The following is a 24,351-nucleotide window of genomic DNA, read 5'->3' as shown; positions in this document are numbered from 1 at the left end:
AGTTTCGCAAAGAGCTTCGATACCTAGAAATAATCCCCATATTACGTAGATTGTTAGTGGCAGTTTTTGTTCAATCCATATTTCTAGGATCATTTGGATTATACTTCACAACCCAATTCAAGATAGCTTGAACGATTAGAAAGAAAACTAGAGCAAGAAATGGGTGTTCAAATATAAAGCGAATAACCACTTCTAGGAAAAATTCTTTTATACTTTCCAACATTCAAAACACCTTCTACAACTAGAAAACTTTTACGCGTTATTATTATTCAACCGTGAAGTTCCACATGACTTTCCTAGGTGCAGATTCAGATGAAGCATAATTCATACCTACTGAATAGTTTTCAGTATCTTCTATCTCAAATAATAGTTCGCCTGTCTCAGACTCCCCAGGCTTTAACTCTCCACTCCATTCCTCATCATCCTCTAGTAAAATCCACGCTGCACCTGAGATTCTTATATCATTGAATAATTTTATAGCTCCAATAGTTTCGCTAATTTCAATCGGTTCCTCACTTGTATTTTTAACTTCCCACTCTGTTACCACAAAAATTTCACGTTGCGACTGTTCTCCATCTATTTCAGTTTTTTCTTGAGCATTCGTAAGGGTCAAACTGAAATCTCCTACAGTTGTACTTAGCTCGGCAGTCTCCCCCATATTGAGGGTAGTCTGTTCTAATTCTGTTTCATCCTCTTCGGAGGTGTCCTGGTTTGATTGAGTTACATCTTCTTCATTGGCTTTATTAGTTTCATTAGTTTGCTCATCATTTGAGCTACAACCAGTTACAATCAAAATAATTATGATGAATAAGGTAAGCTTCATTATCCCTTTCAATCTTGTCCCTCCTACTGAAGATATTTAGTGATTTTTTTTCAAAACCTTAAAGTCATTCACCCATATTGGTAGGATCATTAGGATCAGTTTTAAAAACTGAATCTAAAAACGAAAAAAATAATAGAAAGAGAAACAGCGAGAGAATTGGGTGATTAAGTATGAAATCGGCAACTACTCTACTAATAAAATGTTTTATTTCATCCCACATTTAATTGCCACCTTCTATAGTAAGTGCTGGTCCGCCTATCCAAAAAGGAATGGCTAATTTTAAAAATCTATCAATTCAAAGGTTAAAATTAAGTCAATCTTCAATAGTAAAATTCCACATTACTTCCTTAAGTTCAGAATCCGCTGATGCATATTCCATTCCAGCACTATATTCTTCTGTATCCTCAATTTCAAATTTCAGTTCTCCTGTAGCAGACTCCCCAGGTTGTAGTTCACCTTTCCATTCTTCATCATTCTCCAATAAAATCCACCATGTACCTGAACCTCTCATCTCATTGTATAGATGAAGTCCTCCAATTGCGTCGTTGACTTCAATTGGTTCTTCACTGATATTCTCAACTTTCCATTCTGTAAGTACGAAAATATCTAGTTGTGATTGTTGGCCATCTATTTCAGTTTTTTCTTCAGCATCTTCTAGTGTAAGACTGAAATCTCCTACAGTTGTACTTAGTTCTGCAGTTTCACCCATATTAAGGTTTGTCTTCTCCACTTTTAATTCACTTTCTTCTGAATAATCTTCGCTGGATTGAGAGACCTCTTCTTCACTATTTGCATTTGATTGTGCATCCTCATTTGAGTTACACCCAGCTACTAAAAGAGAAATAATCATAAATAAGGTAAATCTTATGATCTTCTTCAATCTTTTCACTCCTATCGAAGACTATACTAGAAACTGCATAGCAAACCTGTTATAAAATTGCCTTTATATACTTCTTTCCCCTTACAAACCATGATGTAGGACTAAACATCAATCTCCCATGTTGCTAGGATCATTGGGGTCGTACTTAAATATAGAGTTTAACAACGTTAGGAGAGCAAGAAACAAAAAAAGTGATATGATTGGATGATCGAACACAAAACCTACAATCATCTCAATGAAAAAGCGCTTCAATTCATCCCACATTTATGATCCACTTTCTTGTGAGGTTGCTGGTCCGCCTGTCCATAAACGTTCAACTCCTCGTTTTTTTAATACGATGTTTCTTTCTATAAATGGAATGAATGCCTTCATTTCATATTGAACGGTCAAGCCTAGGTAGGAATCTTTTCCTCCATTGATATCACTAGGTATTTCAATATCCACTACTTTCAGTTTACTCGAATCAAATATAGAACCATCTAACTTTTTCTCAAATGATTCCTGAATGATCGGATTCAGCTTTTCATAAGATAAGGATTGTACGAAATCACTTCCACCATCAATTGTTATTGAAGGTAGCTTTGCATTTACTAATTTCTCTACATTAGAAAGCGTAACTTGTTTCATAGAAATTCCCTTTAAATGTCTATCAACAAAATTTTGCGGTGAAGAATCAATAAAAGTTATAGGATAAGCGTGAGTCGCTACCATTTCTGTGGTTTCTGAAACGGTTTCTTCAATCGTCATCTCCACTACCGCGATACGGATTAATGTAGCTAGAAAAACTACAAATAGAAGGAAAAAAGGCAGAATCATAGCTGCTTCCAATGTAATACTTCCATCTTCTCTTTTCAGCATCTGATTCTCCCCCTCTCCATTTCTAAGGTTGATTATTCAATCGAAAATTTCCACATTACACTTTTCAAATCTGAATCATTTGAGGCATACTCCATACCTGCGTAATAGGTATCGGAATTATAAAGTTCGAATAAGAGTTCACCAGTGGCTTTTTCACCTGGTTCTAGTGTACCTTCCCAAGCTTCTTGGTTTTCAAGAAGAATCCAACCTCTTCCTGTATCATCTTTACCTGCATACATATCTAAAGCACTTACCATATCTGCAATTTCCATTGGTTCATCACTCGCATTTTCCACTTCCCACTCAGTTACTACAAAAGTGTCTAGCTGAGATTGTTCTCCCTCTATTTCCTCTTCCTTCTTAGCGTTTACCAGTGTCAAATTGAACTCACCAATTGTAGTTTTCAATTCTGCTGTCTCACCCATTTGCAATTCCATTGATTTTTCACTTTCATCCTCAGTTTCTGAGTCTTGTTCTTCTTCTGGTTGTGTCATCTCTTGGTCCGTTTCATTTTGATCATTAGTTGAACCTTCTTCTTCATCGGAGTTACACCCTGTTATTACAAGAGTGAGTGCAGTTAATAGTAATAAGGATTTAAAGTATTTGAACATTATTTTATTTTCCCTCCACTTTTTAGTCTAGTAGGAATAGTGAACCTCTTTGCTGATCATATATCTTCCATCTTTTACTTCACCATTAATTACATTCGCTCTCCCGAGCATATCTGCAATCCCTGGCAGGAACCATAGATCTATTGAAGATTCCACTTCTCCCGTAATATACGTAGGTAATTGATCCATTTCCACAGAGGATGCAGACTTATCTAAGCTTGCTTGTACTCGATGCAATGTATCCCCTTCAGGATGTAAAAATAGATAAAGTCTTAGGTAGAATTTATAATCTGTCTGAATTGATCTTCTCATCGATTTCAAGTCGATTAATGGTACAGTATTACCTTTAGTCAATTGTTCCATATCTTGTATTGTCTGGTTCAGTGCTGCTGCTAGTGCGACCCAGAATTTCGCCCATGGATGAGGTATTGCTCTTACGGTTTCATTAGTGGAAAGCTCACTGGCCATGTTTAGCGCGAGTCTAGTGAAGAACAATTCTGTCAATGCTGCTCCATAATTTGCTGCAGGTTCATGAATACCGTAGAGAATATATTCAACTTCCCTATTTTCATATAAGTATGCTTCTGGGCATTTGTACATGGCTCCATTACAACTCGATAATTCACCTGGATCCTGAACACTCATGAACCTTGTCATTATATACTCGTTGACATAGGCTTCATTCCGCACTCCGGTCATCATCTCTCCAAGACTATTAAATAGGTTATCAACCATTTGCATAGAACTATCGGCACCTTGCTCAGGATTGTCCCCTAACTCTACTTGGATTGCATTTGCTCCATTATATTTCGCAAGATTTTCAGAAAGTTTGTTATAGTCGTCAAAATCCGATGAAATTCCATTTGCCATGTTAAGTAACTTTTGAGCTTCTTTGAATCGATCTTTAGCTGATTTTTTGTATTTACTCACTTCAGCATCATCTTCATAATATTGATCCGGGATTTCTGCACTAAATTCGTCTCTCGCCTTGGTAATCTGATCATAGACGACATCTCTCTTAATACTTATTTCTCTCGCTAATGTCTTAAGATCAACATTTTCAGCAGAATTTGGATCGTTGTTGAACACATTATCCATGACACTATCTACATGCTGCACCTTGCTAAGTAGTGTTTTTGTTGTCATATTTTCTGTTTCAGTAATGGCTAATTCAATTGCATCTTCCATTTCATTGAATGATTCATCAGGAATGACATAATCATCAATGCTTGAATTTGCTTCATTTAACCCTGCATCATCCGCTTGTGCACATTTATCCTTTACCCTGTCATACTTATGTTCATTGTCTTTGCGTAACTCTTTGATTTTCTTTTTGATTTTTTCATTTTCTTTTTTTGCTTTGTCCAATGCTTTTTGAGCTTCATCCAGTTGCTTATTTGTACTTTTTGTTTTAGTTACAAGTTTTTTGGTCAATTCATTGACGTTATCCTCAAAATCAGAAGCATCCTCTGAAGATGGATTATCCGCATATTTCGGGTAATGATTATTTAAATCTCCAACAGCTTTTACGGTCGGATATTTATTTTCACTTCTATGGTTTGGATACACCGCTTTTTTAATAAGTTCAATTTGACGTTCAGCTTCTTTCAAATCACTTTTCAATTGCTGTAAAACTTCGCTACGCTGTTGAAATTCTTTTTCTACTTCACTTGCTACATCTGTGAAAGCAGATGCTTTTTCCATTGCACAAGCGACGGGCATGAATTGTTCCACGACTAGCTTCCCATACTCAACTGGAGCCCGATATTTCATATCTTCTAAAATCTGGTGTTCTAATACATCCACGTTCGCTAACGAACGACTTTCATCCCAAGAAATGGAGGATGACTCCATCTTATTATCAATAAATTTGAAGTAGTTACCTTCTGCAGCCATATTCTGCTCAAACACACTATTGAAGATTTCTTCAGCGCTTGATTCATCACTTGAGTAATAAGCATAGACACCTTTTTGTTGCAGTTTTTTTTCATATGCGCTGAACACAGAACGCAAAGCCTTTTGTGCTGTAGTTTCGGTTTGGTGTTCTGCCACCATTATTCTTGCAAAATCAATTAATACAGCGTTAAAGACAAAGAGTAACAAAATGACAATAATTAAATAGATAGAGACAGCGCCATTCTCATCACGTATAAATCTTCTTTTGAAATTTTCCCATGCTCTTTTCACTGTCCCTACCCACCCTCATATAATTGTTTACTTCCTTCCATTCTTTCGAAACTCTGTAATAAAACTCCCGAACTTTCTTAGTTCCTCCATGGAATACGCGACAAAATCCACATTTCTCATGAATTCAACTGGTTCATTGACTCGCCGGCTAGTTTCAACAGCAATCTCATCAATCCCGAACAAATCGCGGGTAAACGCCGGTATCTTGACGGGGCTTCTAAGTTTGACGACTATGTGGTTGCCGGTTAAGTCATTTTCATAACTGATATCTGCAGCTGCACCAAAAGGAAGGTCTCCTTCTTTGGCACGATCCAGCTTCCGATTCATCACTCCACTGTCGCCAAGTGGCAAGTTAACGCCAAACTGCTCAAAGAAGTTATTGTTAGTAAAACGCCAGTACAGCCCGTCGTCTCCACCGTCAAAAGTGGTGTAATCATTGGCTGCGAATTCCCCTGTCGCCCAATCCTTCTTGCTGTTGTCCCATGTATAAGCGAGACGATCAGCAATTGTATTGGCACTATAGTGGAGCATCGCTTTCTGATAGATGACCAGACTGAAGAAAATCAGGCATAGGGTCAAGATCAGCAGAATCGGAAAAACGATGGAAGCTTCAATCGTGAAGCTTCCTGTTTCATTTTTGCGAAATCGTCTTATTTTCAAGATGTCCATGAACCGACATCCTTTCATCTGAACATTCCGCTTCAAATCGCTTACTTACTCCGATTTGAAGTTGTCGATTTCTTGATCACCGAAGTCAAGCAGGTCATTGATCCACGTCATGATCCGCTCTCTGAACAATAGTGCGATGACTACGATTACCGCAATGATCAACATGATTTCCAGTGTCTGCAATCCTTCTTCATCTTCCCAAAAACCTTTGAACCATTCTGTTAGAGCTTTCATATTTCCAACCTCCTAAGTTTTTTTGTATATATAGGCTGTCTGTTAAAGGATAGTGATCGCCGGATAACCGACGATGATCATGACAGCTACGAATATAAGAATCAGCGGGAAGACCAGTTTGGAAGAAGCCTCTTCCCCTTTAGTCTTCGAAATGTTTTTGCGCTTTTCCCATAAATCATGGGAAAGTTCTCTCAATGCCAAGATCAGATCCTGTCCACCTTTTCGGTAGTTTAATAGAATCGTCGTAGTGAAGATCGATACTTCCTGGATCCCCACTTTTTTACTAAGATCATTCAACACTTGGTGGAAAGATTCATTACTGGTCAGTTTGTTGACTGCCTCATTCAACTCTTTATATAAAGGAGAATTTTTATTCTTAGTGCTGGCTACGCATTGGATCATCGCGCGCTGGACGGTTTCCCCTGCATTGACAAGCAGGATGATCTTATTGACCACTTCCGGTAACTCCGTCAAAATCTGATCTCTACGCTCTTTCTCCTCATTATTCAATTTCTGGATGAGTACAAATGGGATCATCACTGTAAAGATCATTCCAACTACGAAAATGGTAATATCGCCTTCCGAAACAAGCCCGAACAGCACACTGCCAAATAAACAGAGCAGCACGGTTGAGATCAGCTGTGCCAAATACATTTTTGTAAATTGGAGAGCCGTCTTATTGCCGTGGATGCTGATCATCCGCTTCTGAATAAATGCGATTTGACCATAGAATCGTTCCATGACTTGAAAAAGGTCAATGAGATACAACGATACAGGTGCCATGAAATTCAGTTGGAAATCTTTACCGAAGCGCTCGATGAACGGCTTGTACATCTTTCCTGCTTTCAGCGATAAAGTAAAATAAATGGCTATTAATATGAGAGTTGCTATTCCGAATCCAATCATTGTTCTACACCCTGATGTCCATTATTTTTTGACTGATCCAATAGGAGACTGCCAGGATTATCAGACAGATTGTCATGACGATCGGTCCCATATGCTCCCATTGGTAGAGCGGTGCCATATAGTCCCCTGCACTGTACTTCAGCAACAGGATCATCCCAATCGGTGCAATACTCAGCACCTTGGATTCAAATCGCTTCTGAGCTACCATGACGGAGACTTCCTGTTGAATATCGATCTTTTCACTGATGATATCCGATGTCCTCCGGATGACCTCAACCAGGTTACCACCTGTCCGTTTACACGTGATGAATATATCCGAGAAATTCTGGATATCTTCAATGTCTGAGCGCTTACTGAAGTCTTCAATAGCCCGCTCAATTGTTTCCCCATTTTCCACTCGTCGGTTGATGACTTCGAATTCATGGATGATGTATGTGTTGGGGTCAGGATACAACAGCTTCAAATCCTCTACCACTTCCTTGAAGCTATTCTCAATTGAACGACCTGCAGCGAGGGAAGATGATAGACTAGCGATTGCTTCCTTGAACTGTAAGCTAAGCTTTTCTTTACGCTTTTCGAGCAAGCGCTTCTTTTGCACATATGGGTAAAGGAGCCCCAGTGAAGCAAGCACTCCTGCTGCTATCCAGCTTTCATAGAACAGCTGACCAATCAACCCGAACAAAAATCCTGCGATGATTGAATAGAAAATGAATTCTTTTTTACTCAGCTTGTAACGCGAATAGTCGATCAGGTGCCCAGCATACGTATCTTCTTCCTGCTTGAATCGATCAAGATTGAAGTAAGTTGAAGCAAGCTTCTTCTCTTTCGCCTTTTTCTCTTCTTCTTCTACCTGCTTCTGTTCGGTCAGCTCATTTCGCTCTTCCCGTTTCCGTTTTGAAACGATGTAAATGTAAGCTCCTATCAGGCCGATCAGCATGATGACAAGCAAAATATCGACGTTCATTCCCTCACCTCCTTGCGGTTACTAGTTTTCTAACGTATCGATATCCCTGCAAGTTTCAATTTTGACATATTTTGCAACTTATTACCTGTAGGCTGGAGTTCACCTATGACTTCTCCCTCAGGACTTTCTCCCTCTTCGACGAATTCATAGAGGGGATTTAGTTGCACTTCGCCATCCACTACTCCTAATAATTCACTGATCGCTACAACTTTTCTCGAATGGTCCCTTAATCGCGTGAGGTGGACCATGATATCGATGGCAGACCCGATTTGCTTTCGAATGACTTCTACAGGCAGGTTCGCTCCGCTTAACACCATCGTTTCCAGTCGGCTCAGCATGTCTTTCGTCGAGTTGGCGTGACCGGTTGAGATTGATCCATCATGACCTGTGTTCATCGCCTGCAGCATGTCCAGGGCTTCTTCGCCCCTTACCTCACCAACGATGATACGGTCGGGCCGCATACGGAGCGAAGTTTTAATCAAATCACGTATCGAAATTTCTCCTTTACCTTCTGTGTTGGCATTTCTCGTTTCAAGACCTACAAGGTTGGGGACACTATGAATCTGCAACTCTGCGGAGTCCTCAATCGTAAGGATCCTTTCATGCTTCGGTACGAAATTGGAAAGAACGTTCAAAAAGGTCGTCTTACCTGATCCTGTTCCTCCTCCTATGAAAATATTATATTTGGAAGCTACTAATTTCCTTAAAAATTCGGCAGCTTCATCGGTGATGGAACCTTTTTCGATTAAGTCATCAATCATCAGCGGCCGTTCTGGGAACTTACGGATGGTCATGACTGGTCCAGCGAGTGCAATCGGTGGCAATACGACGTTGACACGTGATCCATCCTGTAACCTTGCATCTACGATCGGCGTAGACTCATTGACGACCCGGTCGACTTTTGAAACAATCGCCTGGATAATATCTTCAAGCTTCTGTTCGTTTTCGAACTTCATATCGACTTTGGATGTTTCCCCGTAACGCTCGATGAAGATCTCCATATGATTGTTCACCATGATCTCCGTAATGGTAGGATCATCAATCAATGGCTGCAGGACGTCATACCCACGAAACGCATTGAAGATCCGCTCGACGAGCCACTTCATTTCATCGGCTTTCAGATAGTTCTCCTGGGCATATTGGAAAACTGCCTGTTCAATATATTCGACTAATTCATCGTTTGAGATGGAATGCATCAAATCCAGCGTTTCCCTCAAATCGACAATCAGTTTCCGGACGACTTGTTCATCAACCAAGTGGAACACCGTCCTTCAGATCCTCTTGCATGATAAGTTTCAAAACATGATCAGGGAAGATGGTAGTCGTAGTCAAAGCTCTTCCTGATTCCATCTGCTCCCATTCTTTCATAGCCGGCAATTGCACATGTACCGGCACATCAAAGCGTTCGAAGGATGATGGTACACTTCCCATATATCCGTTCAAAATAAAGAAGATCTTTTCTTTTAAATTTGAGTCTTTGCCGAAAAGACGCTCGGAAAACTCCAACAAATGGCTTGTTTTGTGAAAGCTTCGTACATCATTGCTCAACACCCAGAGAATGAGATCACTAAGCATCAATGCTTCTCTCACTCTTTCTTCCATGGAGGAATCAAGATCGACTAGAATATAATCGTACGTACCTGAACCAGCCAATGCCTGGATGACTGTCCGCAGATTTTCAGCGGTGAAATCCTTCATTTCTTCAGCGTTGACTGCCAAATCGAAATAATCCACTTGATTGTATGGATCTCGTTTGACCAATTCTTCCAGTTTGACTGGAAGCAGCTCTGGTTTCGCTTTCGCATAATAAAACAGTTGGGATGTATGCTGGTCTTCAGGCGAATTGAAGAATAGTGACGTGCTATTCATCAATTCCAGGTTGAGGTAGAATACATTCTCTCCCACCAACGCCAACTGTCTGCTTAAATTGACTGCAAGTGAGGTCTTGCCGACCCCTCCCATTGCAGAATAGAAGGACAACAGTTTCGTTTTCACATTGCCTGATGACAGGGAAGTCTCTGAAACTTCTGCATATGTAGTGATAATCTTAGACATCAACCGGTCCGCAGGCTGGAACTTGAATACGCTCCCCTCATTTTGCTGATGTTGAGTGTCATTGAGAACAATAAGCATCAATGAAGAGTCCGACTTCAGTCGATCGATTTTCCATTCTTTATTTGCATTTTCAGATAGAAGTACAAGCTGTATTACAGGTTCCTGCATTAAATATTCCTGAAATACCCGCTCGTTCGTAAACACGTTCAACTCCACCCTGTTTCTCCACTCAGAGGAACGTAAATAGTCTGATAGAAATTCGATATATTCATGATCTTCTTCTAAAAGGGTAAGCTGGATTTTTTTCATGCGATACGCTCCTTCATTGATCTAAATAAAATTCGACAACTTAGTGAATTGTAATCATACTTTAGAATTGTACTAGAAATGTCAATGTTTTACTGCGGTATACATCGAAAATAGGAATATATTAGCTATAGAACCAGAATTACGTAGTAATTTCACACTATCTAGTAAATCTTAATACCTGTTAATATAGAACCATTTCTTTCCTGTTGCTTCTCCTGTATCTTGTAATAGAATGGGAGGAATGAAAATGAAGATAAAACGTCTTTACATACTATTGGCTATTGTATTACTTACAATCGGTACTTTTGGAATCTACGGTGTTGGAAAATCCGTCTCGTCCGCTCATTCACTGGTTGAAGCATTCGAGGAAGCAATCCATGACGAAAATGCTCGAAAAGTAAACGAATTACTTGCCTCTACAGATGAAAAATGGGAATTTACCGAGAAGGACGCTGAAGATCTCATCGCATTTTTCAAAGAGCAACCAGATAAAATGGATACAATCGTCCGGGCGCTAAAGTCCCAGGCAACTGCTCAAGATACAGATACCCCGAACCCAAATGAACCAAACCTTGGAAATTATGGTACGATTAAACTATTTGAAGCAGGAGATAGGTATGTAGTTTTCAAGGACTATAAATTAGCGATTACACCAGCTATGCTGCAGGTGATGCCGAGTACCGATGACTCCACCTTTCAGATTGATGGGGAGACACTTGAAGTTTTGGAAAATGCAGGAGGGAATCCTGTGTACGGACCGCTTTGGCCAGGAGATTACACAGTTACTGAAAAAATCCCAAGCAATGTAGCGGATATTACTGAATCCAAAGAAGTGCTTCTGTTCACTATGAAAAATGAATATGAGAGCGTAGACTTCGATTTGGATATTGGAACAATAAAAGCCGCTGCACCCTATCCAGATACAGAATTGTTGATCAATGATGAGAAAGTCGGCATTACTTTAAATGAAACTTCCCAGGAAATTGGTCCATTACGACTTGATGGAGAAAGTGAACTTAAAATTGAAAAGACGTTTCCTTGGGGCACGGTTGAAAGCCAACCTGTAAGCTTAGAAGATAAAGCGATCGAATTCAGAGATTTCCAGGCGATCGACGAAACGATGCAGAATGAATTGATGGAAAGTATGAATAAAGCAATGCTCCAGCGTTTGGAAGCGAGACGCCACCAAAAAATCGAAGCTATGGAAGCTGCCGTAAGTGACAATTACAGAGAAGAACTCGAAGATGAAATCAAAGAAGGCGAGTATTCAGGAGAGCTTCACTCTGCCTACTATAACGTAGAGACAATGAAGCAGCCGATATGGAACGAAGAGGAAGAACGATATGAATTGAAGGTTGAGGTTGAGTACCACATTGAGGGTGCGAAAGAAACAAGCCGCCTTTATTCGAACGAGGATGGTAGAAGTGTTCATTCCATTCAACTGACTACTCACTATTCTGAAGCGGAACAGCAGTGGATCATTGATGACCATCGTAATGAGATTTTCCTTGTACCTAAGAAATTTGAAAAGAAATTCACGTTTTAACATCCACATAAGAAAAGCGTAGAGCGATGAAGAACCGCTCTACGCTTTTTTTAAAGACTATTCAGTTATCGTGGCGAAATCCGCTTCCAGCAGGTTTCTGCTTTCCTGATCTGCTATCCGACCTTTGTACACTTCTGCTTTTTTCAAAGCTTCCAGTGCCTCTCCCTCTCTGCCTAGTACATGAAGCGATCGGGCAAGTGCTTCATATGCATACCCGCACAATACAGGTTCCAATTCTCCACCTTCACTTACGTCGACACAGCTTTCCGCATAGCTCAATGCTTCTGCCCCATTGTGGGAAATTGCATACACCCTCGAAAGCTGCCAATACCCTATCGATAAATTAGCAGCCGTATGGTCCTCCACTTTCGTCCAATGCCAGAAAGATGCATGACACATGTGGATCATCTCTTCCTCATCAGCTTTCGTCCGATTTTCTTTTTCTATCAAATCCCATACACTGTTAAATGCTTGAACTGCCAATTGTTTATGAGTATATACTTCTTGTTCTGACATCGTCCATTCCCTCCTATAAACCTTGATTAGCGGATGACAAATATCTGAGCTATACGATCAACTACCTCTTCCAAGTATGTATGCTGGTGAGGAACGAAATCTTGCAAGCCTGCTTCTTTCTGAACAAACTTCTTTCCTCCATCGTCGAGTTGAAAACCTTCGATTGGCATGGAGTCACTCTTTCCTCTACAAACGGAGGAAAAGGAATCGTAAGTTGCTCGAAAGATACCGATAACCTCTGCTTCATCCACATGAAAAGAATCAAATGTATGAGGATGCTCATAGACAAATGTGTGAGAGAACTCCCGATCGATGAAATCTTTCTCGATGATTTCATTTTTCACTACTCCACATGGTTTCAAGTCAGAAAAGGGAACGGAAACGCCCAATTCCTCCTCTATCTCACGTACACCATCCTCTACTTTTTCTTCAGCAAAGAGATGCCCGGCAGCGGTAATATCCAGCAAACCAGGAAAGTCGGCTTTCGTTTCACTTCTCAACTGAAAATAAATATACGGAACTCCATGGTCGAAGCTCAAAAACCAACAGTGAAATGTTTCATGCCATAACCCCCGTTGATGAGCTTCGTCTCTTGAACGATTCCCTATGTAACTCCCATCTGCGTCAAATGTTTTGATCCACTCTTTCATTCTCATCTCCCTTTCCTACAGATAACTTACATATCCTACTCCCATTTTCCTTCTCAATTCAACTATACAAGTATCGAATGGTTTCCATGCCAATTACCAGAGCAGTAACCATAGTCATCGAAAAGACGAAAAAGGCTGCGGAGCATTCCTTGTTCCTTCCCCTCAAGCATGTTGAAAGGATATGGGCAAGTAAATATACAAACAGAAAGATGCCCATGTTAAACAAAAGAAAACTTCCTAACCCTCCTGCATAAACGTACAGAAAGTAGAACTGAGTAATTAACAGACAAATACTCATACTAAGAATATCACTTAGTGGAAACTTAAGTTTCATTTTACTATCGTCCACATACAGCACGTCCCTTCACAATTTTGCAATCCATACTTTACTAGGATGTGACAGAGATGCTTGTCAATACATTGATTGGCGCATGTATTCCCTTATTGATCTGCTTGTTGCTATACAAGAGAAATCCTCAAATCATCGTGGCAATGTACCCTTTTGGGGTGGCAGTAGCGTTCCTTGCTAATGATTGGGGCTTTACACACTTTTGGATGGTGACTCCTTACAAAGAACCTGATTCCATTTCTGCGATGCCTTTCAACCTTGGTTATTTTCCCTTGATGTCCTGCCTCATCATCGTTGTGAAGTACAAGCTTTTATGGAAGTCGATCTATCTGATTTTACTATTTACTACTATCGGAACATGCCTGGAAGGTTTCGGAGTATTGGTAGGAAAGATCATTTATTTGGATGGATGGAACATTTTTTATACATCGCTCATTTACTTTTCCAGCTTCACATTAGCCATTCTCTATTCAAAAGTATTGATGCGATATCATATGCTGCCAAAAATTTAAAAAGTGACTAATTACTTCACAGTTATTGTTCTCTATATCGTACATCATTTCCTGCCTGCACAATGAAAATGTGCTAAACACCACATGTACTCGTCCATCCTTTCCCCCTTGAGACCGCATATACAATAGTAAGTCATCAGAAACGAGTAAGATCTTTTGATCTTGCTATTCTTTTGGCGTAAATATCAAAGGAGTGGAAAGTATGAAGAAAAACACATCTTGCAGCAGCCATAGCAAATGTCCACCAGGTTTGAGCTGTGACAAAGCTAAGGCTAAACGAGTGGATTGTGAAGCTGAAGGCTACTATCCTTATCATCATTTGGATGTTCCCGTCATTCTATCAGAAGTGCATTTGCAGGCGTTAGTGGAAGCTGATATTCACCTGCCAACACCAGCAAAAGAAGTGAAGTTCATCAAGAAAAATATTTCATTGAAGCAGTGTGAAGCATTCAAAAGCCCTTATGGACACAAGGTGAAAGTATTCATCACAGGTGTTGTCCACAAAAACGTAGTGTATGTAGAAGCATGCAGCGGAAACTTGAAAGATTACCATGTCGACATTCCGTTCACCTGCAGTGATGCAGTAGATGTCTGGCATTACGTGGATCAGTATCCGAGCCAGAAGAGTTCGTTAACGGCGGAATTCAAGTATCTTGACAAAAGCAACCATGGCTCCGATCGTTGCCGAGATGGCGCCTACACGAAAGAATACTTCAATGAGCCAATTGAATGTAAACTAGTATATTCAGACATCTTCGAATTGGACCTGTATAAAAACCACGACCGCTTTGGTCGCTTCACCAAGATCACTGAAAAAATGGACGTCAACTTATGGTTCAAGCTGCTGCAAACGCAACAGACAAATGGCTACTACCCTTACAAAAAGGGCTCAAAACCAGCTGATGCAACTGAGAGCAGTGACAACTACGAGCCTACAATCATCGACCGTATCAATGACCAAAGAAGATAACAGGAAAACGCTTGGGGTAACCACCTTCCCAAGCGTTTTTTCCTATTAAGGGTGCTGCTCATCAAGCTTCTGGACGTAAACACATTGTTGTTGGACCAGATCTACGATCAACTCGATATCACTCTTGATTGCAAGCTTCCATTCCCCTTCATTAAATATGGAATCATGATGAGAGATAAAGTGATTATGGACCAACTGACTTTTCACTTCTTCATTGTAAAAAGACAGACACTCATGATGGAATTCCATTCCATCACCGAAGAAATACTCGAAGCCCTGATTTGCGGTCAATTCAGGCGGGTGATTCCAATGTATCTCCAGAGCTTTTTCAAGCGGAACTTCAATCCCGACAGAATGAAAGCTTCCTGATGCATCAGTGTACTCAATATCAGCTATGACGATCACCTGTAGAAATAGCATGGATGCAGGAAGGGCAACAACTCCTTTGAAAGAGGTTATTGACCATTCCACAGATGTAATCTGATCAACATCTGAAGGAAGTTTCAGTGTCTGAAACAGTTGAAGCTGAGGGTGAAGCTTCTTTAGGGTAACAGGTACTTTTACAAGGACACTGTTGGTCCGTTCCTGGGAGCATTCCTTTGGTTCTTCTTCCGGAGATTCTTCTACAGAATGATTTTCGAAAAGTTCTGCAGATATGCTCTCAGCCTCTTCCTCATCCACGATTTCCTCATACTCATCAATAGAAGATGTTGATGACTCAGAAGAATCGTCCACATAACAAAAACAAGTTTTTTTCCGTTTGCATCTACAAAGCTGCTCTTCAGTTGTTTCTTCGACTTTGCTGCTTGATTCAATCTTTAACTCTTTTACATTTTCCCCGTCCTTGGATTCAAGGCTTTCCGTGTCCCATTCTCGATAAGAAAATGCAAAGCTGCCTTCTTGCTCTTCCGTTATTTCCACTAGAAGATCGAGGGATTCTTCATCCCTATCATAGCTTTCCTGCTCCTCCAAGTAATTGGTCGACGTTGGAGGTGCAAAAAGTATTGGTCCCGATGGAGAACTGTTTTTTTCAACGAATTCCAGGAACTCCTCCAGGGAGATGCTGTCAGCACTTTGCTTTTCATCATACATACTCTCCTACACCTCCAATCATCCTTAAAGAAGTCATGTTTATGCCAATTGACAATCAGTCATCATTTGTTGTAGAGGAAACCCTCAACTGCTGGTTCTGAAGCACTCGGATGGTGAAATCCAGAACCATCTTTTCCTTGATAGTTGTGAACATTCCTTCACCAAGCGGTGCATCTGTCGGGAATCCTTCACGATCCAATGCCTCATCCCATTCGACAATTCGACTTGATACAAGTTCACAGTATGGAAGCTCATTGTAGTATTGCTCACTTTCCTGATGGAACTGGGAAAGATCACTCGTCAATAATTCATCTTTTTGTGGAAAGCCGCTCGGCAACGCTTCCGAAATGAAGAAATCGAACTCTTCCCTTTTATTGATTCTCGGCTGGACGGGGTGAGTCAAATAATCTTTGATTTCGGTTACCAGTTTGAACGGGATATCGACAGTATGGGAATGTAAATCAGATGAAACGGTAGTTGATGTACTTTCCTGGATCTCCGGGCTCGGACTTGCATATTGAATATTCTTTCTGACAAAGCCCTCGATGAATAATTTATTTGATGGCAATAAGAGCCTGCATTGTATCAGTTTCACCCGCTTTTTTATATCTTTGATTTCCAATACTGGTTCAGGAAAAGTAATATCAGCATCCATATCGACATTGAGGTCTAACTGAGCTAACACTACCGGAACCTTTGCCACCATTTTTCCGATACAGATATTTGGTCGATGAGGTTTACACCCGTGTTTATCGTATTCAAATTCAGACATTCCATTATTCCTCCCAATTACAAGATATTTTAAGCGTATGCAGTACAAATGACTATGTATGGGCATCCGCCCAGGGAAAGCTTGGGTAAGGTATGATCAAATAAAAAAAACTCTGCAATAGGAGATTTGCAGAGTTCTAGGTTATTGACCTAGTGTTTGTCCATTATGAGTTCAAATCAACTTGTTGTACTTGTAGTACTTTGACCTGGAACTCAAGGAACATTTTCTCGACCATGTGATAGAAGTAACCTTCTTCAAATGGAGCATGACCAGGAAGGGATTCGCGATCTGTTGACTCATCATAGGATGTCATCCTGCTTGCAACAAGCTCGCAGTAAGGCATTTGATTATAGAACTGGGTGCTGTCCTGGTGGAATTGGGAAAGGTCGCTGGATAGCAATTTGTCCTTTTCAGGATAGCCTTTGCCAAGCATTTGCTCGCGATAGAAGTCAAACTCGTTCCGAGAATTATAGAATGGAAGCTGTGGATTGCGGATGAATGATTCTGCCGCAATCGTTGTTACACATTCGAATGGAACATCTACAGTGTGTGACCTCAAATCTCCATTGACGCATTCTTTTGTAGAATATTTACCTGGTGTTACGTACTGGATGTTTTTTCGAATAAATCCTTTGATGAATAACTTGTAGTCACCACCTATGAATGGATCATCTGTGGTGGATGGTGTGCCCGGTATGAGCAGTTTACACTGGACGATTTTGACCCTCTTCTTCATATCCTTGATTTCCATTACAGGATCGGGAAAACGGATATTTGCTGACAGGCTTGTGCTCACCTCAACTTGAGCAAGTGTAACAGGCACTCTCACCAAAAGCTCTTCCCCAGCGACGTCAATCGTTGGCTGATCTACTGATTCGTTTTCACAATCGTTAACTGTTGCCGACACGTTAACATCAAGGCAATCTTTATCTTTGTGCATCTCATTATTCCTCCTTTATTTTTCAGGTACACTTTATCCTATGCACGTACAACTAATGAGCATAGATGAATGAAACAGCATAAATGCGGATTTTAGCCAAGCTTGGATAGTAATCGATGTAGGGCTGAAAAAATGGGTACTAGCACAGACTCCCCCTCCCCCTGCATAAGATTCATATGGAGGAGGTAGATAGCATGGATAGAAATCATTACCTTGCGGTTGATATCGGGAACAGCTGGTATAAAGTACTTGCGTCGGATCAAGGAGAAATAAGTGAATATCAGATGCCCAATGCTATTGCAATTTTTGATGAGGCATTCTATGAAGAACCATATGATGAAGAGGATGTCATCTTTGAAGAAAATCTGATTACTGAAGTGAAAAGTAACGCAATTGTTGATAAGCGGGAAAGTTTTTATATAGGAAAAGCTGCAGCGAGGCAGAGGAATGTGAGTCTTACTTCGTTCAACAATCAAAAAGCGGAAGAGGATCGCACCTATATACTACTTTTCGGCATCGCAGCCTATCACGCTGTCCAGATGAATGAAGGAGAAACAGAAATCAATTATGAAATCGATCAATTGGCTGTTTCCTTACCTACGACACAGTTCAAATCAAGAAAAACATTGTTGAAGGATGCCCTCAAAGGGACTCACACCATCATATTTCATAAAGTACCAGGTACCGAAGCCCCTAAAGAAATTGCTGTAAAGATAACCATCAATGATGTAATCGTCGGAGCGGAGGGTGCATGCGCCTATCTCGGACTGACTCGAGATATCGAAACATTGGAAATCAGCGACGATGCGCTTGTGAAAGATTCCAAGAAAGGGATCATCATTGGAGATCTTGGAGGAGATTCGGTAGACTTCGTCGGGATAAAAAATAATAAGCCTGTGGCATCCGTTGAAGGAGAACAATTCGGGATCAATGCATTTCTCGACACCATCATTCAAAAAGTAAGCAAGAATGAGCTGTATAAATTCGATTCAAGATCTGAACTGGAAGAGAAACTATATGCAGGTCCAGCTGGATGGTATGTAGAACCATTTGCAGGAGTGCGAAAAGACATCAGTAAATACATCACTCCCCAATTGAAGTCGATGGCGATCAAGTACCTTGAGTTATTCGACAGAGTTCGAAGCAGTTCGAATGAGATCAAAGGGGCGACAAGGTATATTGCAGTGGGCGGTGCAGCAAAACTGGCACAGCGTCAAATACAAGAGGCTGCAGTCAGATGGAACGATCGTGGGCGGCCAATCGAATTGACTTTCCCGCAGGATCTTGAGAAATTGAACGTGATTGGACTTCTGATTCTTGCCAGAATGAATCAACTGAAGAAAGAAAAAGCGAATGACTCCCATCACGCCATCACGCCAAAAGGGTGATTGAAATGGCAGATACCTATATTGATTACGGTCATAAAATCGTCCTGCCCTTACCTGAAGCCTATATCGACATAAAGACAGGGGATTCGAGGGAAATTTCCCAGGAAATAAAGGATCAATTAACTTATCATGCGGACAACAGCACGATGCTCCACTTGTTATGTTCCGCCTTGGACGCTTATTTTTCTTCAGGTAAAGGCGAATCGTTCAGTGATGTTATGAAGGAGATATCCGATATCAGGCGTTTACTCGAAAAAGGCTATTCCCCTTACAACAGCCCCTCCAATTCTTCAACCAAACGTAACAGTCAGTCTAAAAGTCTTGATCTGAGTGAAATTTCTGATGTACTCGAAGCATTTGGCGGATAAGTGTATGAACGGTTTCAACCAAGGGTTGGAGCCTTTTTCTTTTTCATTGTTTTGTACAACTCTTTTCCAGAAAGATGCAGAATTACACAGTATGCATAGTGCTTCGCCCATTCGTGCATATTGATAGATAAAGGAGGGGTGAGCCATGAATCACGCATTCAAAAAAATCATCTCCAATTATACCGATTGGAATGTTATTATCTTCACACTTGTTGTCTTTCTAAAGGTCTCAATTTTTCATATGATTACAGACTTAACTCTTAACCGAATTAATGTATTCCTGTCTTTCGGCATCCTGTTTTTTTTGATGTCAATTGGAGGAGTATTGTTCAAAAAGAAGCTGCGCGTCTATTTATATACAATGAACTTTCTGATCAGCGTACTGCTATTTGTCAATTTACTGTACATGAACTATTTCGGTTCTCCTATGACCGTCTATACGTTCATGCAGATACATAATTTGAATGGGTTAAGTGACAGTATTCTTTCCGTCATTGAATTAGAATATTTTGTTCTATTTGCGGATTTCACCATACTTCCTATACTTTTTAAATATGTTCCTCCACTTCGTATGCCGACCCCAAGAAGCATTCATCTGTTGTACGCAACAGGAGGAATACTTGTAGCTGTTTATTATCCTTATCACCTCTATTCCGTAAATGAAAAAGCTTTCGAAGCCAGGTACGATGCCTCAGAGGTGCTAAAGACATATGGATTGATTGGCCATCATATGATTGATACCTATGCATTTCTTAATGAACGGAACGGAGTTGAATTACGTAATGCAGAAAAAGCAGAAATCAAAGCATGGTATAAGGAGAAAAATGAGGCAGAAATCAACGCGAATTCATCTAAAGATAATGAATCCCTATACAGCTTTGCAAAAGATAAGAACTTAATCATGATTCAGGTAGAATCACTGCAGAACTTTGTTATCAATGAAGAAGTAGATGGACAGGAGATAACTCCAACCCTAAATGGAATGCTGGATCATTCTTTATATTTCCCCTCCTTCTATGCTCAGACCATTGAAGGCAACAGTTCCGATGCAGAATTTCTAACTCAGACATCATTATATCCGTTGCAGAAAGGTGCGGTCTTCTTCCGTTTTCCACATCATAATTTTGTCTCTGTAGCATCCATGCTGAAAGAAGAAGGTTACAGCACTTCTGTCTTCCATGCAGATGAAGCGACCTTTTGGAACCGTCACGAAATGTATCCTGCACTAGGTTTCGATCGTTATTATTCCATTTCCAACTTTGAAATGGATGAAGAAATCGGTATGGGACTCAGTGACATGTCGATGTTTCAACAGTCTCTAAATCATTTGGATGCCATGGAGTCACCTATCTATGCCTTTTACGGAACCTTAACGAATCATGTACCTTTCAACTTACCTGAACAGCATAGAAAATTAAAGCTTAATAAAGAATTGGACTCCTCCTATATCGGGGACTATCTTCAAAGTGTCCACTACACAGACATTGCAATCGGGAAATTCTTAGAGGGCTTGAAAGAAAAAGGATTATTGCAGGATAGCTTAGTCGTTCTTTATGGGGATCATGACGGCTTATTCCAAAAGGACAAACCTGAGGTGGAGAAATACTGGACAAAATCTCCAATTGATGATGAGGAGTGGATTCGTGAGTTCTCCCCTGTACCGCTGATCATTTATCATCCCGATTTAGCAGGGAAAACCATCCCCGTTACTGGCGGACAGGTGGATGTGTTGCCTACGCTCCACTATCTGATGGGAATGGAAAGAGATATCAGTAACAGTGCGATGGGAAGGAATCTATTGTTCATTGATGAAGGGTTTGCAATCATACCAAAAGGAGACTATGCTCCAAAGCCGCTTTTAGTGAGTGATCAAGCTATCATCAATCCGTTACCTGATCATCATTCGGAAAGTCTTTACCTCTCCGACTTAATGATCCGTGCTAATTACTTTAAGCACCTCAAGAAGCAGGATGACTGATGCTGCATTCATAGAAAATGCCCTTTGGTTCAGTGAACCTAAAGGGCATTTGCCTATAACAGCTTCTTCTGCATTTTATTACCTGTATAACTGAACAAAACCGGCTTCTCCTCTACGATCGTTTCCATATGAACCGGCCTTCCCCAAAGCTGGTAGATATACGGCATCGTACGTTCAAGGTATGTCAAATCCAGCTCCACGTCTTCAAAGTGATGCTTCAAATACAATTCTCCGTTTTTTAGGAAGTCCCCATCATTGACAGTGAGATAAGGAAATCCACCATTCACACGCATTGTGACAAGCTGGTCTCGGACAGCTTCATAGTCTTTATCAGAAATCTTATAATCTTTCCCTTGTTTCTGAAACAGATATAGATCTTCATTGCGACAGAGATCTCTGGTCAAATAATTCCTAATAAAGGAGATATCCGATTCAATTTCACGGACTTCGAACATCTTCTCCCGTCCTGAACCTGGCTCCACACCTTGTTTCATCATTTCTTCACTTGGGTTATTATAACGTTCCTCTATATCTTCGAAAATTTTCAAGCCAAGATAGTAAGGATTGATCTGCGTACGGGAGGGCTGAACAACACTGGCATTGAGCTTCGCGAATTCAATCGATTCATCACTTGTCAAGTCCATTTCCCTGAGGATCCGGGCATGCCAATAACTAGCCCAGCCTTCGTTCATGATCTTCGTTTCCAGTTGCGGCCAGAAATAAAGCATTTCCTCCCTCATCATCGTGAGGATATCCCGCTGCCACTCTTCCAGTTCGCGGCTGTAGGACTCGATGAATAACAGGAGATCTTTTTCAGGCTGAGGCGGGAAACGTTTTTTCTTTTTCCGATTTTTTTCTTTTCGAGGTTCTCCGATTTTCCACAAGTCATCATATGGGGTGATGCGTGACGTTTCTTCTTCATCGTGTTCCTCTACATCATTCAAAGTCCAGTCGAGCTTAGGACGCAGCAGGGAAGGATCGATATGTTCCTGGATCGCCATCACCGCATCCAGAAAATCCTCTACTTCCTTTTTTCCATACTTTTTTTCGTAGGCAGAAACGCGTTCTGCCGTGGCGGACATACTTTCCACCATATCTCTGTTCGTATTTTGAAACCGGACGTTGTTTTTGAAAAAATCACAGTGGGCCAGTACGTGTGCGACGATCAGCTTATTTTGAATCAGGCTGTTGGAATTGAGCAGGAATGCATAACAAGGGTTTGAATTGATGACAAGCTCGTAAATTTTACTTAATCCGAGATCGTAATGAAGCTTCATCTTATAGTATTGCTTACCGAAACTCCAATGGGAAAATCTTGTCGGCATCCCATATGCCCCAAATGTATAAATGATATCAGCCGGACATACTTCATAGCGCATCGGATAGAAATCAAGCCCGAACCCGTCAGCGATTTCTGTTATCTCAGCGATTGCCCGCTCTAGTTTAGAATGTTCATTCTTTCGCAATCGAGACTCCTCCTCTTCGGGTGTTAGTAGAAATATATGATGTCCCTGTCTATTTGAGAAGCCTCTTATCCAAAAAGAAAAGCAGGCCTCGTCAGCCTGCTAGTTCGGTAAAATCTCGTTTTTCTCATTAATTCGTACATTATAGGAACGATCCATCAATCGTTGTTTCAATCCTGCCGCTTCAGGATGAGGGATGATCTGATCCTCTTTGATCAGATGTGGATGGATCTGATAGGACAGTTCCCCATCGCCATTGATCGCGACTTGAAGCACCCCAGTCTGTGCAGTTTCTTCTTTTACGTAATCAGGAAAAAGGAAATTACCCAAGGAATAAGCAATCAATTTTCCATTATACATTTCAAAGCCCTGCATCACATGAGGGTGACTGCCTATGACTGCATCTGCTCCCGCATCGATCATCGCACGGCCATATTCCTGCTGGTCCTCGTTGAATTGGATTTCTTTTTCAATTCCCCAGTGCATTTGCACAAACACGTAGTCGCTTTGTTCTTTGGTTTGCTTAATGATTTCGATTGCGCGCTCCCACTGGTATCCGCTCGCTACTCCAGGGCGGCTATCCAGGGCATACCATTCTACATATGGCAATACATGTGAAAAATTAAGAAAAGCGTAGGTTTTGCCGTTTATTTCTGTCCGAAAGGCTTGGTATGCTTCCGTATCATTCTCTCCTGCACCTATGTACGAAATCCCTTCCTGGTCCAACGCGAACATCGTATCCAACAATCCTTGTGTTCCATAATCGAGGATATGATTGTTAGCCATGGCTGCGCCATCTACACCTATGTGCTTCAATCCTTTTGCTGCTTCAGGATTTGACCTGAAATTATAGATTTTTTCTTCCTTTTCCCCACGAATAGTCAATGGTGTTTCCAAATTGATGAACGTGAAATCATCATTTTCGAAATACTCTCGTACATGCTCAAAAGGGTATTCGTACCCTTTATCTGCAACCGTTTTTTTCGTAGACCATTCAAAAAGAACATCACCAGTAAAACTGAACACCGTAGACTTTGGTTCGTCTTCCTTCTCATCAGGTTGCTCCTCCTCCATGGCTGTCTTATCTTCTTCATTTTCCCCGGTAACGTCAGGAGCTTCTCGTTCATGGTTTTTAATTTCATCATCTTTTGCATCCACTGTCTGATCACTACCTGCTCCAATGGCTTCGGAGCACCCTGCAACAACAAAAAGCAATAGGAATAACAACAACACCCACGTATTTTTCAAACAAATCTCACCTCAAATAGAATTCACTTCCATTCATAGTAGCTTATTTCCATTAAAAAGTAA

At 40.8% G+C, this 24,351-nt stretch carries 24 protein-coding genes; 6 read left to right on the top strand and 18 right to left on the bottom strand.

Annotated elements, in window-relative coordinates; all coding sequences use genetic code 11:
* Window positions 1–265: 265 nt before the first annotated feature.
* From ACFQ2J_RS00580 to ACFQ2J_RS00530, 11 genes are all read right to left on the bottom strand, one after another.
* Entirely contained in the window at window positions 266–835 is a 570-nt protein-coding gene (locus tag ACFQ2J_RS00580) for a DUF4352 domain-containing protein (protein ID WP_386055605.1), read from the bottom strand.
* 301 nt (window positions 836–1,136) lie between these two features.
* Window positions 1,137–1,703, bottom strand: coding sequence for a DUF4352 domain-containing protein (locus ACFQ2J_RS00575; RefSeq protein WP_386055603.1), 567 nt, complete (start codon window positions 1,701–1,703; stop codon window positions 1,137–1,139).
* Between the two features lie 264 nt (window positions 1,704–1,967).
* Window positions 1,968–2,561, bottom strand: a complete 594-nt coding sequence (locus ACFQ2J_RS00570; RefSeq protein WP_386055601.1) for a TadE/TadG family type IV pilus assembly protein — start codon at window positions 2,559–2,561, stop codon at window positions 1,968–1,970.
* Between the two features lie 32 nt (window positions 2,562–2,593).
* Window positions 2,594–3,172, bottom strand: coding sequence for a DUF4352 domain-containing protein (locus ACFQ2J_RS00565; protein ID WP_386055600.1), 579 nt, complete (start codon window positions 3,170–3,172; stop codon window positions 2,594–2,596).
* 27 nt (window positions 3,173–3,199) lie between these two features.
* Window positions 3,200–5,359, bottom strand: coding sequence for a hypothetical protein (locus tag ACFQ2J_RS00560; protein ID WP_386055598.1), 2,160 nt, complete (start codon window positions 5,357–5,359; stop codon window positions 3,200–3,202).
* Window positions 5,360–5,386: 27 nt separating this feature from the next.
* Window positions 5,387–6,028, bottom strand: coding sequence for a TadE/TadG family type IV pilus assembly protein (locus ACFQ2J_RS00555; RefSeq protein ID WP_386055596.1), 642 nt, complete (start codon window positions 6,026–6,028; stop codon window positions 5,387–5,389).
* 45 nt (window positions 6,029–6,073) lie between these two features.
* Window positions 6,074–6,262, bottom strand: coding sequence for a Flp1 family type IVb pilin (locus tag ACFQ2J_RS00550; protein ID WP_386055594.1), 189 nt, complete (start codon window positions 6,260–6,262; stop codon window positions 6,074–6,076).
* Window positions 6,263–6,304: 42 nt separating this feature from the next.
* Window positions 6,305–7,168 carry a type II secretion system F family protein gene (locus tag ACFQ2J_RS00545; RefSeq protein WP_386055593.1) on the bottom strand — a complete coding sequence of 288 codons (864 nt, stop codon included), beginning with the start codon at window positions 7,166–7,168 and terminating at the stop codon, window positions 6,305–6,307.
* Between the two features lie 4 nt (window positions 7,169–7,172).
* Entirely contained in the window at window positions 7,173–8,132 is a 960-nt protein-coding gene (locus ACFQ2J_RS00540; protein ID WP_386055591.1) for a type II secretion system F family protein, read from the bottom strand.
* Window positions 8,133–8,161: 29 nt separating this feature from the next.
* Complete coding sequence (locus ACFQ2J_RS00535) at window positions 8,162–9,388, bottom strand: CpaF family protein (RefSeq protein WP_386055589.1); 1,227 nt, start codon at window positions 9,386–9,388, stop codon at window positions 8,162–8,164.
* Window positions 9,381–10,496, bottom strand: coding sequence for an AAA family ATPase (locus ACFQ2J_RS00530; protein WP_386055587.1), 1,116 nt, complete (start codon window positions 10,494–10,496; stop codon window positions 9,381–9,383). The genes ACFQ2J_RS00535 and ACFQ2J_RS00530 overlap by 8 nt, the downstream gene beginning before the upstream one ends.
* A gap of 247 nt (window positions 10,497–10,743) precedes the next feature.
* On the opposite strand from ACFQ2J_RS00530, the gene ACFQ2J_RS00525 reads away from it, so the two are divergent.
* On the top strand, window positions 10,744–12,042 hold the full coding sequence (locus tag ACFQ2J_RS00525; RefSeq protein ID WP_386055585.1) for a TcaA 3rd/4th domain-containing protein: 1,299 nt from the start codon (window positions 10,744–10,746) through the stop codon (window positions 12,040–12,042).
* 57 nt (window positions 12,043–12,099) lie between these two features.
* Here the strand turns inward: ACFQ2J_RS00525 and ACFQ2J_RS00520 are convergent, their stop codons facing one another.
* Both ACFQ2J_RS00520 and ACFQ2J_RS00515 read right to left on the bottom strand, forming a co-directional pair.
* Complete coding sequence (locus ACFQ2J_RS00520; RefSeq protein WP_386055583.1) at window positions 12,100–12,558, bottom strand: hypothetical protein; 459 nt, start codon at window positions 12,556–12,558, stop codon at window positions 12,100–12,102.
* Window positions 12,559–12,584: 26 nt separating this feature from the next.
* Complete coding sequence (locus ACFQ2J_RS00515) at window positions 12,585–13,208, bottom strand: NUDIX hydrolase (RefSeq protein ID WP_386055581.1); 624 nt, start codon at window positions 13,206–13,208, stop codon at window positions 12,585–12,587.
* Between the two features lie 405 nt (window positions 13,209–13,613).
* On the opposite strand from ACFQ2J_RS00515, the gene ACFQ2J_RS00510 reads away from it, so the two are divergent.
* Complete coding sequence (locus ACFQ2J_RS00510) at window positions 13,614–14,069, top strand: hypothetical protein (protein WP_386055579.1); 456 nt, start codon at window positions 13,614–13,616, stop codon at window positions 14,067–14,069.
* Between the two features lie 202 nt (window positions 14,070–14,271).
* Entirely contained in the window at window positions 14,272–15,039 is a 768-nt protein-coding gene (locus ACFQ2J_RS00505; protein WP_386055577.1) for a CsxC family protein, read from the top strand.
* Window positions 15,040–15,084: 45 nt separating this feature from the next.
* On the opposite strand, the gene ACFQ2J_RS00500 is transcribed toward ACFQ2J_RS00505, so the two are convergent.
* From ACFQ2J_RS00500 to ACFQ2J_RS00490, 3 genes are all read right to left on the bottom strand, one after another.
* The gene (locus ACFQ2J_RS00500) at window positions 15,085–16,131 is read right to left on the bottom strand and encodes a hypothetical protein (protein WP_386055575.1); all 1,047 of its coding nucleotides are present in this window, start codon (window positions 16,129–16,131) and stop codon (window positions 15,085–15,087) included.
* A 55-nt stretch (window positions 16,132–16,186) separates the two neighbouring features.
* Entirely contained in the window at window positions 16,187–16,903 is a 717-nt protein-coding gene (locus ACFQ2J_RS00495; RefSeq protein ID WP_386055573.1) for a CsxC family protein, read from the bottom strand.
* A gap of 163 nt (window positions 16,904–17,066) precedes the next feature.
* Entirely contained in the window at window positions 17,067–17,843 is a 777-nt protein-coding gene (locus ACFQ2J_RS00490) for a CsxC family protein (protein WP_386055571.1), read from the bottom strand.
* Window positions 17,844–18,037: 194 nt separating this feature from the next.
* Between ACFQ2J_RS00490 and ACFQ2J_RS00485 the strand changes: the two genes are divergently transcribed.
* From ACFQ2J_RS00485 to ACFQ2J_RS00475, 3 genes are all read left to right on the top strand, one after another.
* Window positions 18,038–19,231 carry a ParM/StbA family protein gene (locus tag ACFQ2J_RS00485; RefSeq protein ID WP_386055569.1) on the top strand — a complete coding sequence of 398 codons (1,194 nt, stop codon included), beginning with the start codon at window positions 18,038–18,040 and terminating at the stop codon, window positions 19,229–19,231.
* Window positions 19,232–19,236: 5 nt separating this feature from the next.
* Window positions 19,237–19,599 (top strand): hypothetical protein, encoded by a 363-nt coding sequence (locus tag ACFQ2J_RS00480; RefSeq protein ID WP_386055567.1) that lies wholly within the window; start codon window positions 19,237–19,239, stop codon window positions 19,597–19,599.
* A 145-nt stretch (window positions 19,600–19,744) separates the two neighbouring features.
* Window positions 19,745–21,577, top strand: coding sequence for an LTA synthase family protein (locus ACFQ2J_RS00475; RefSeq protein ID WP_386055565.1), 1,833 nt, complete (start codon window positions 19,745–19,747; stop codon window positions 21,575–21,577).
* A 53-nt stretch (window positions 21,578–21,630) separates the two neighbouring features.
* On the opposite strand, the gene ACFQ2J_RS00470 is transcribed toward ACFQ2J_RS00475, so the two are convergent.
* A complete protein-coding gene (locus tag ACFQ2J_RS00470) occupies window positions 21,631–23,043 on the bottom strand; it encodes a SpoVR family protein (protein WP_386055563.1) in 1,413 nt (470 codons plus the stop codon).
* A 99-nt stretch (window positions 23,044–23,142) separates the two neighbouring features.
* Window positions 23,143–24,288 carry a CapA family protein gene (locus ACFQ2J_RS00465; RefSeq protein ID WP_386055561.1) on the bottom strand — a complete coding sequence of 382 codons (1,146 nt, stop codon included), beginning with the start codon at window positions 24,286–24,288 and terminating at the stop codon, window positions 23,143–23,145.
* Window positions 24,289–24,351 lie beyond the last annotated feature (63 nt).

The organism is Thalassobacillus hwangdonensis (assembly GCF_042675915.1).
GTDB lineage: Bacteria > Bacillota > Bacilli > Bacillales > Halobacillaceae > Thalassobacillus_A > Thalassobacillus_A hwangdonensis.
This window is presented reverse-complemented; position numbering and strand designations above follow the sequence as displayed.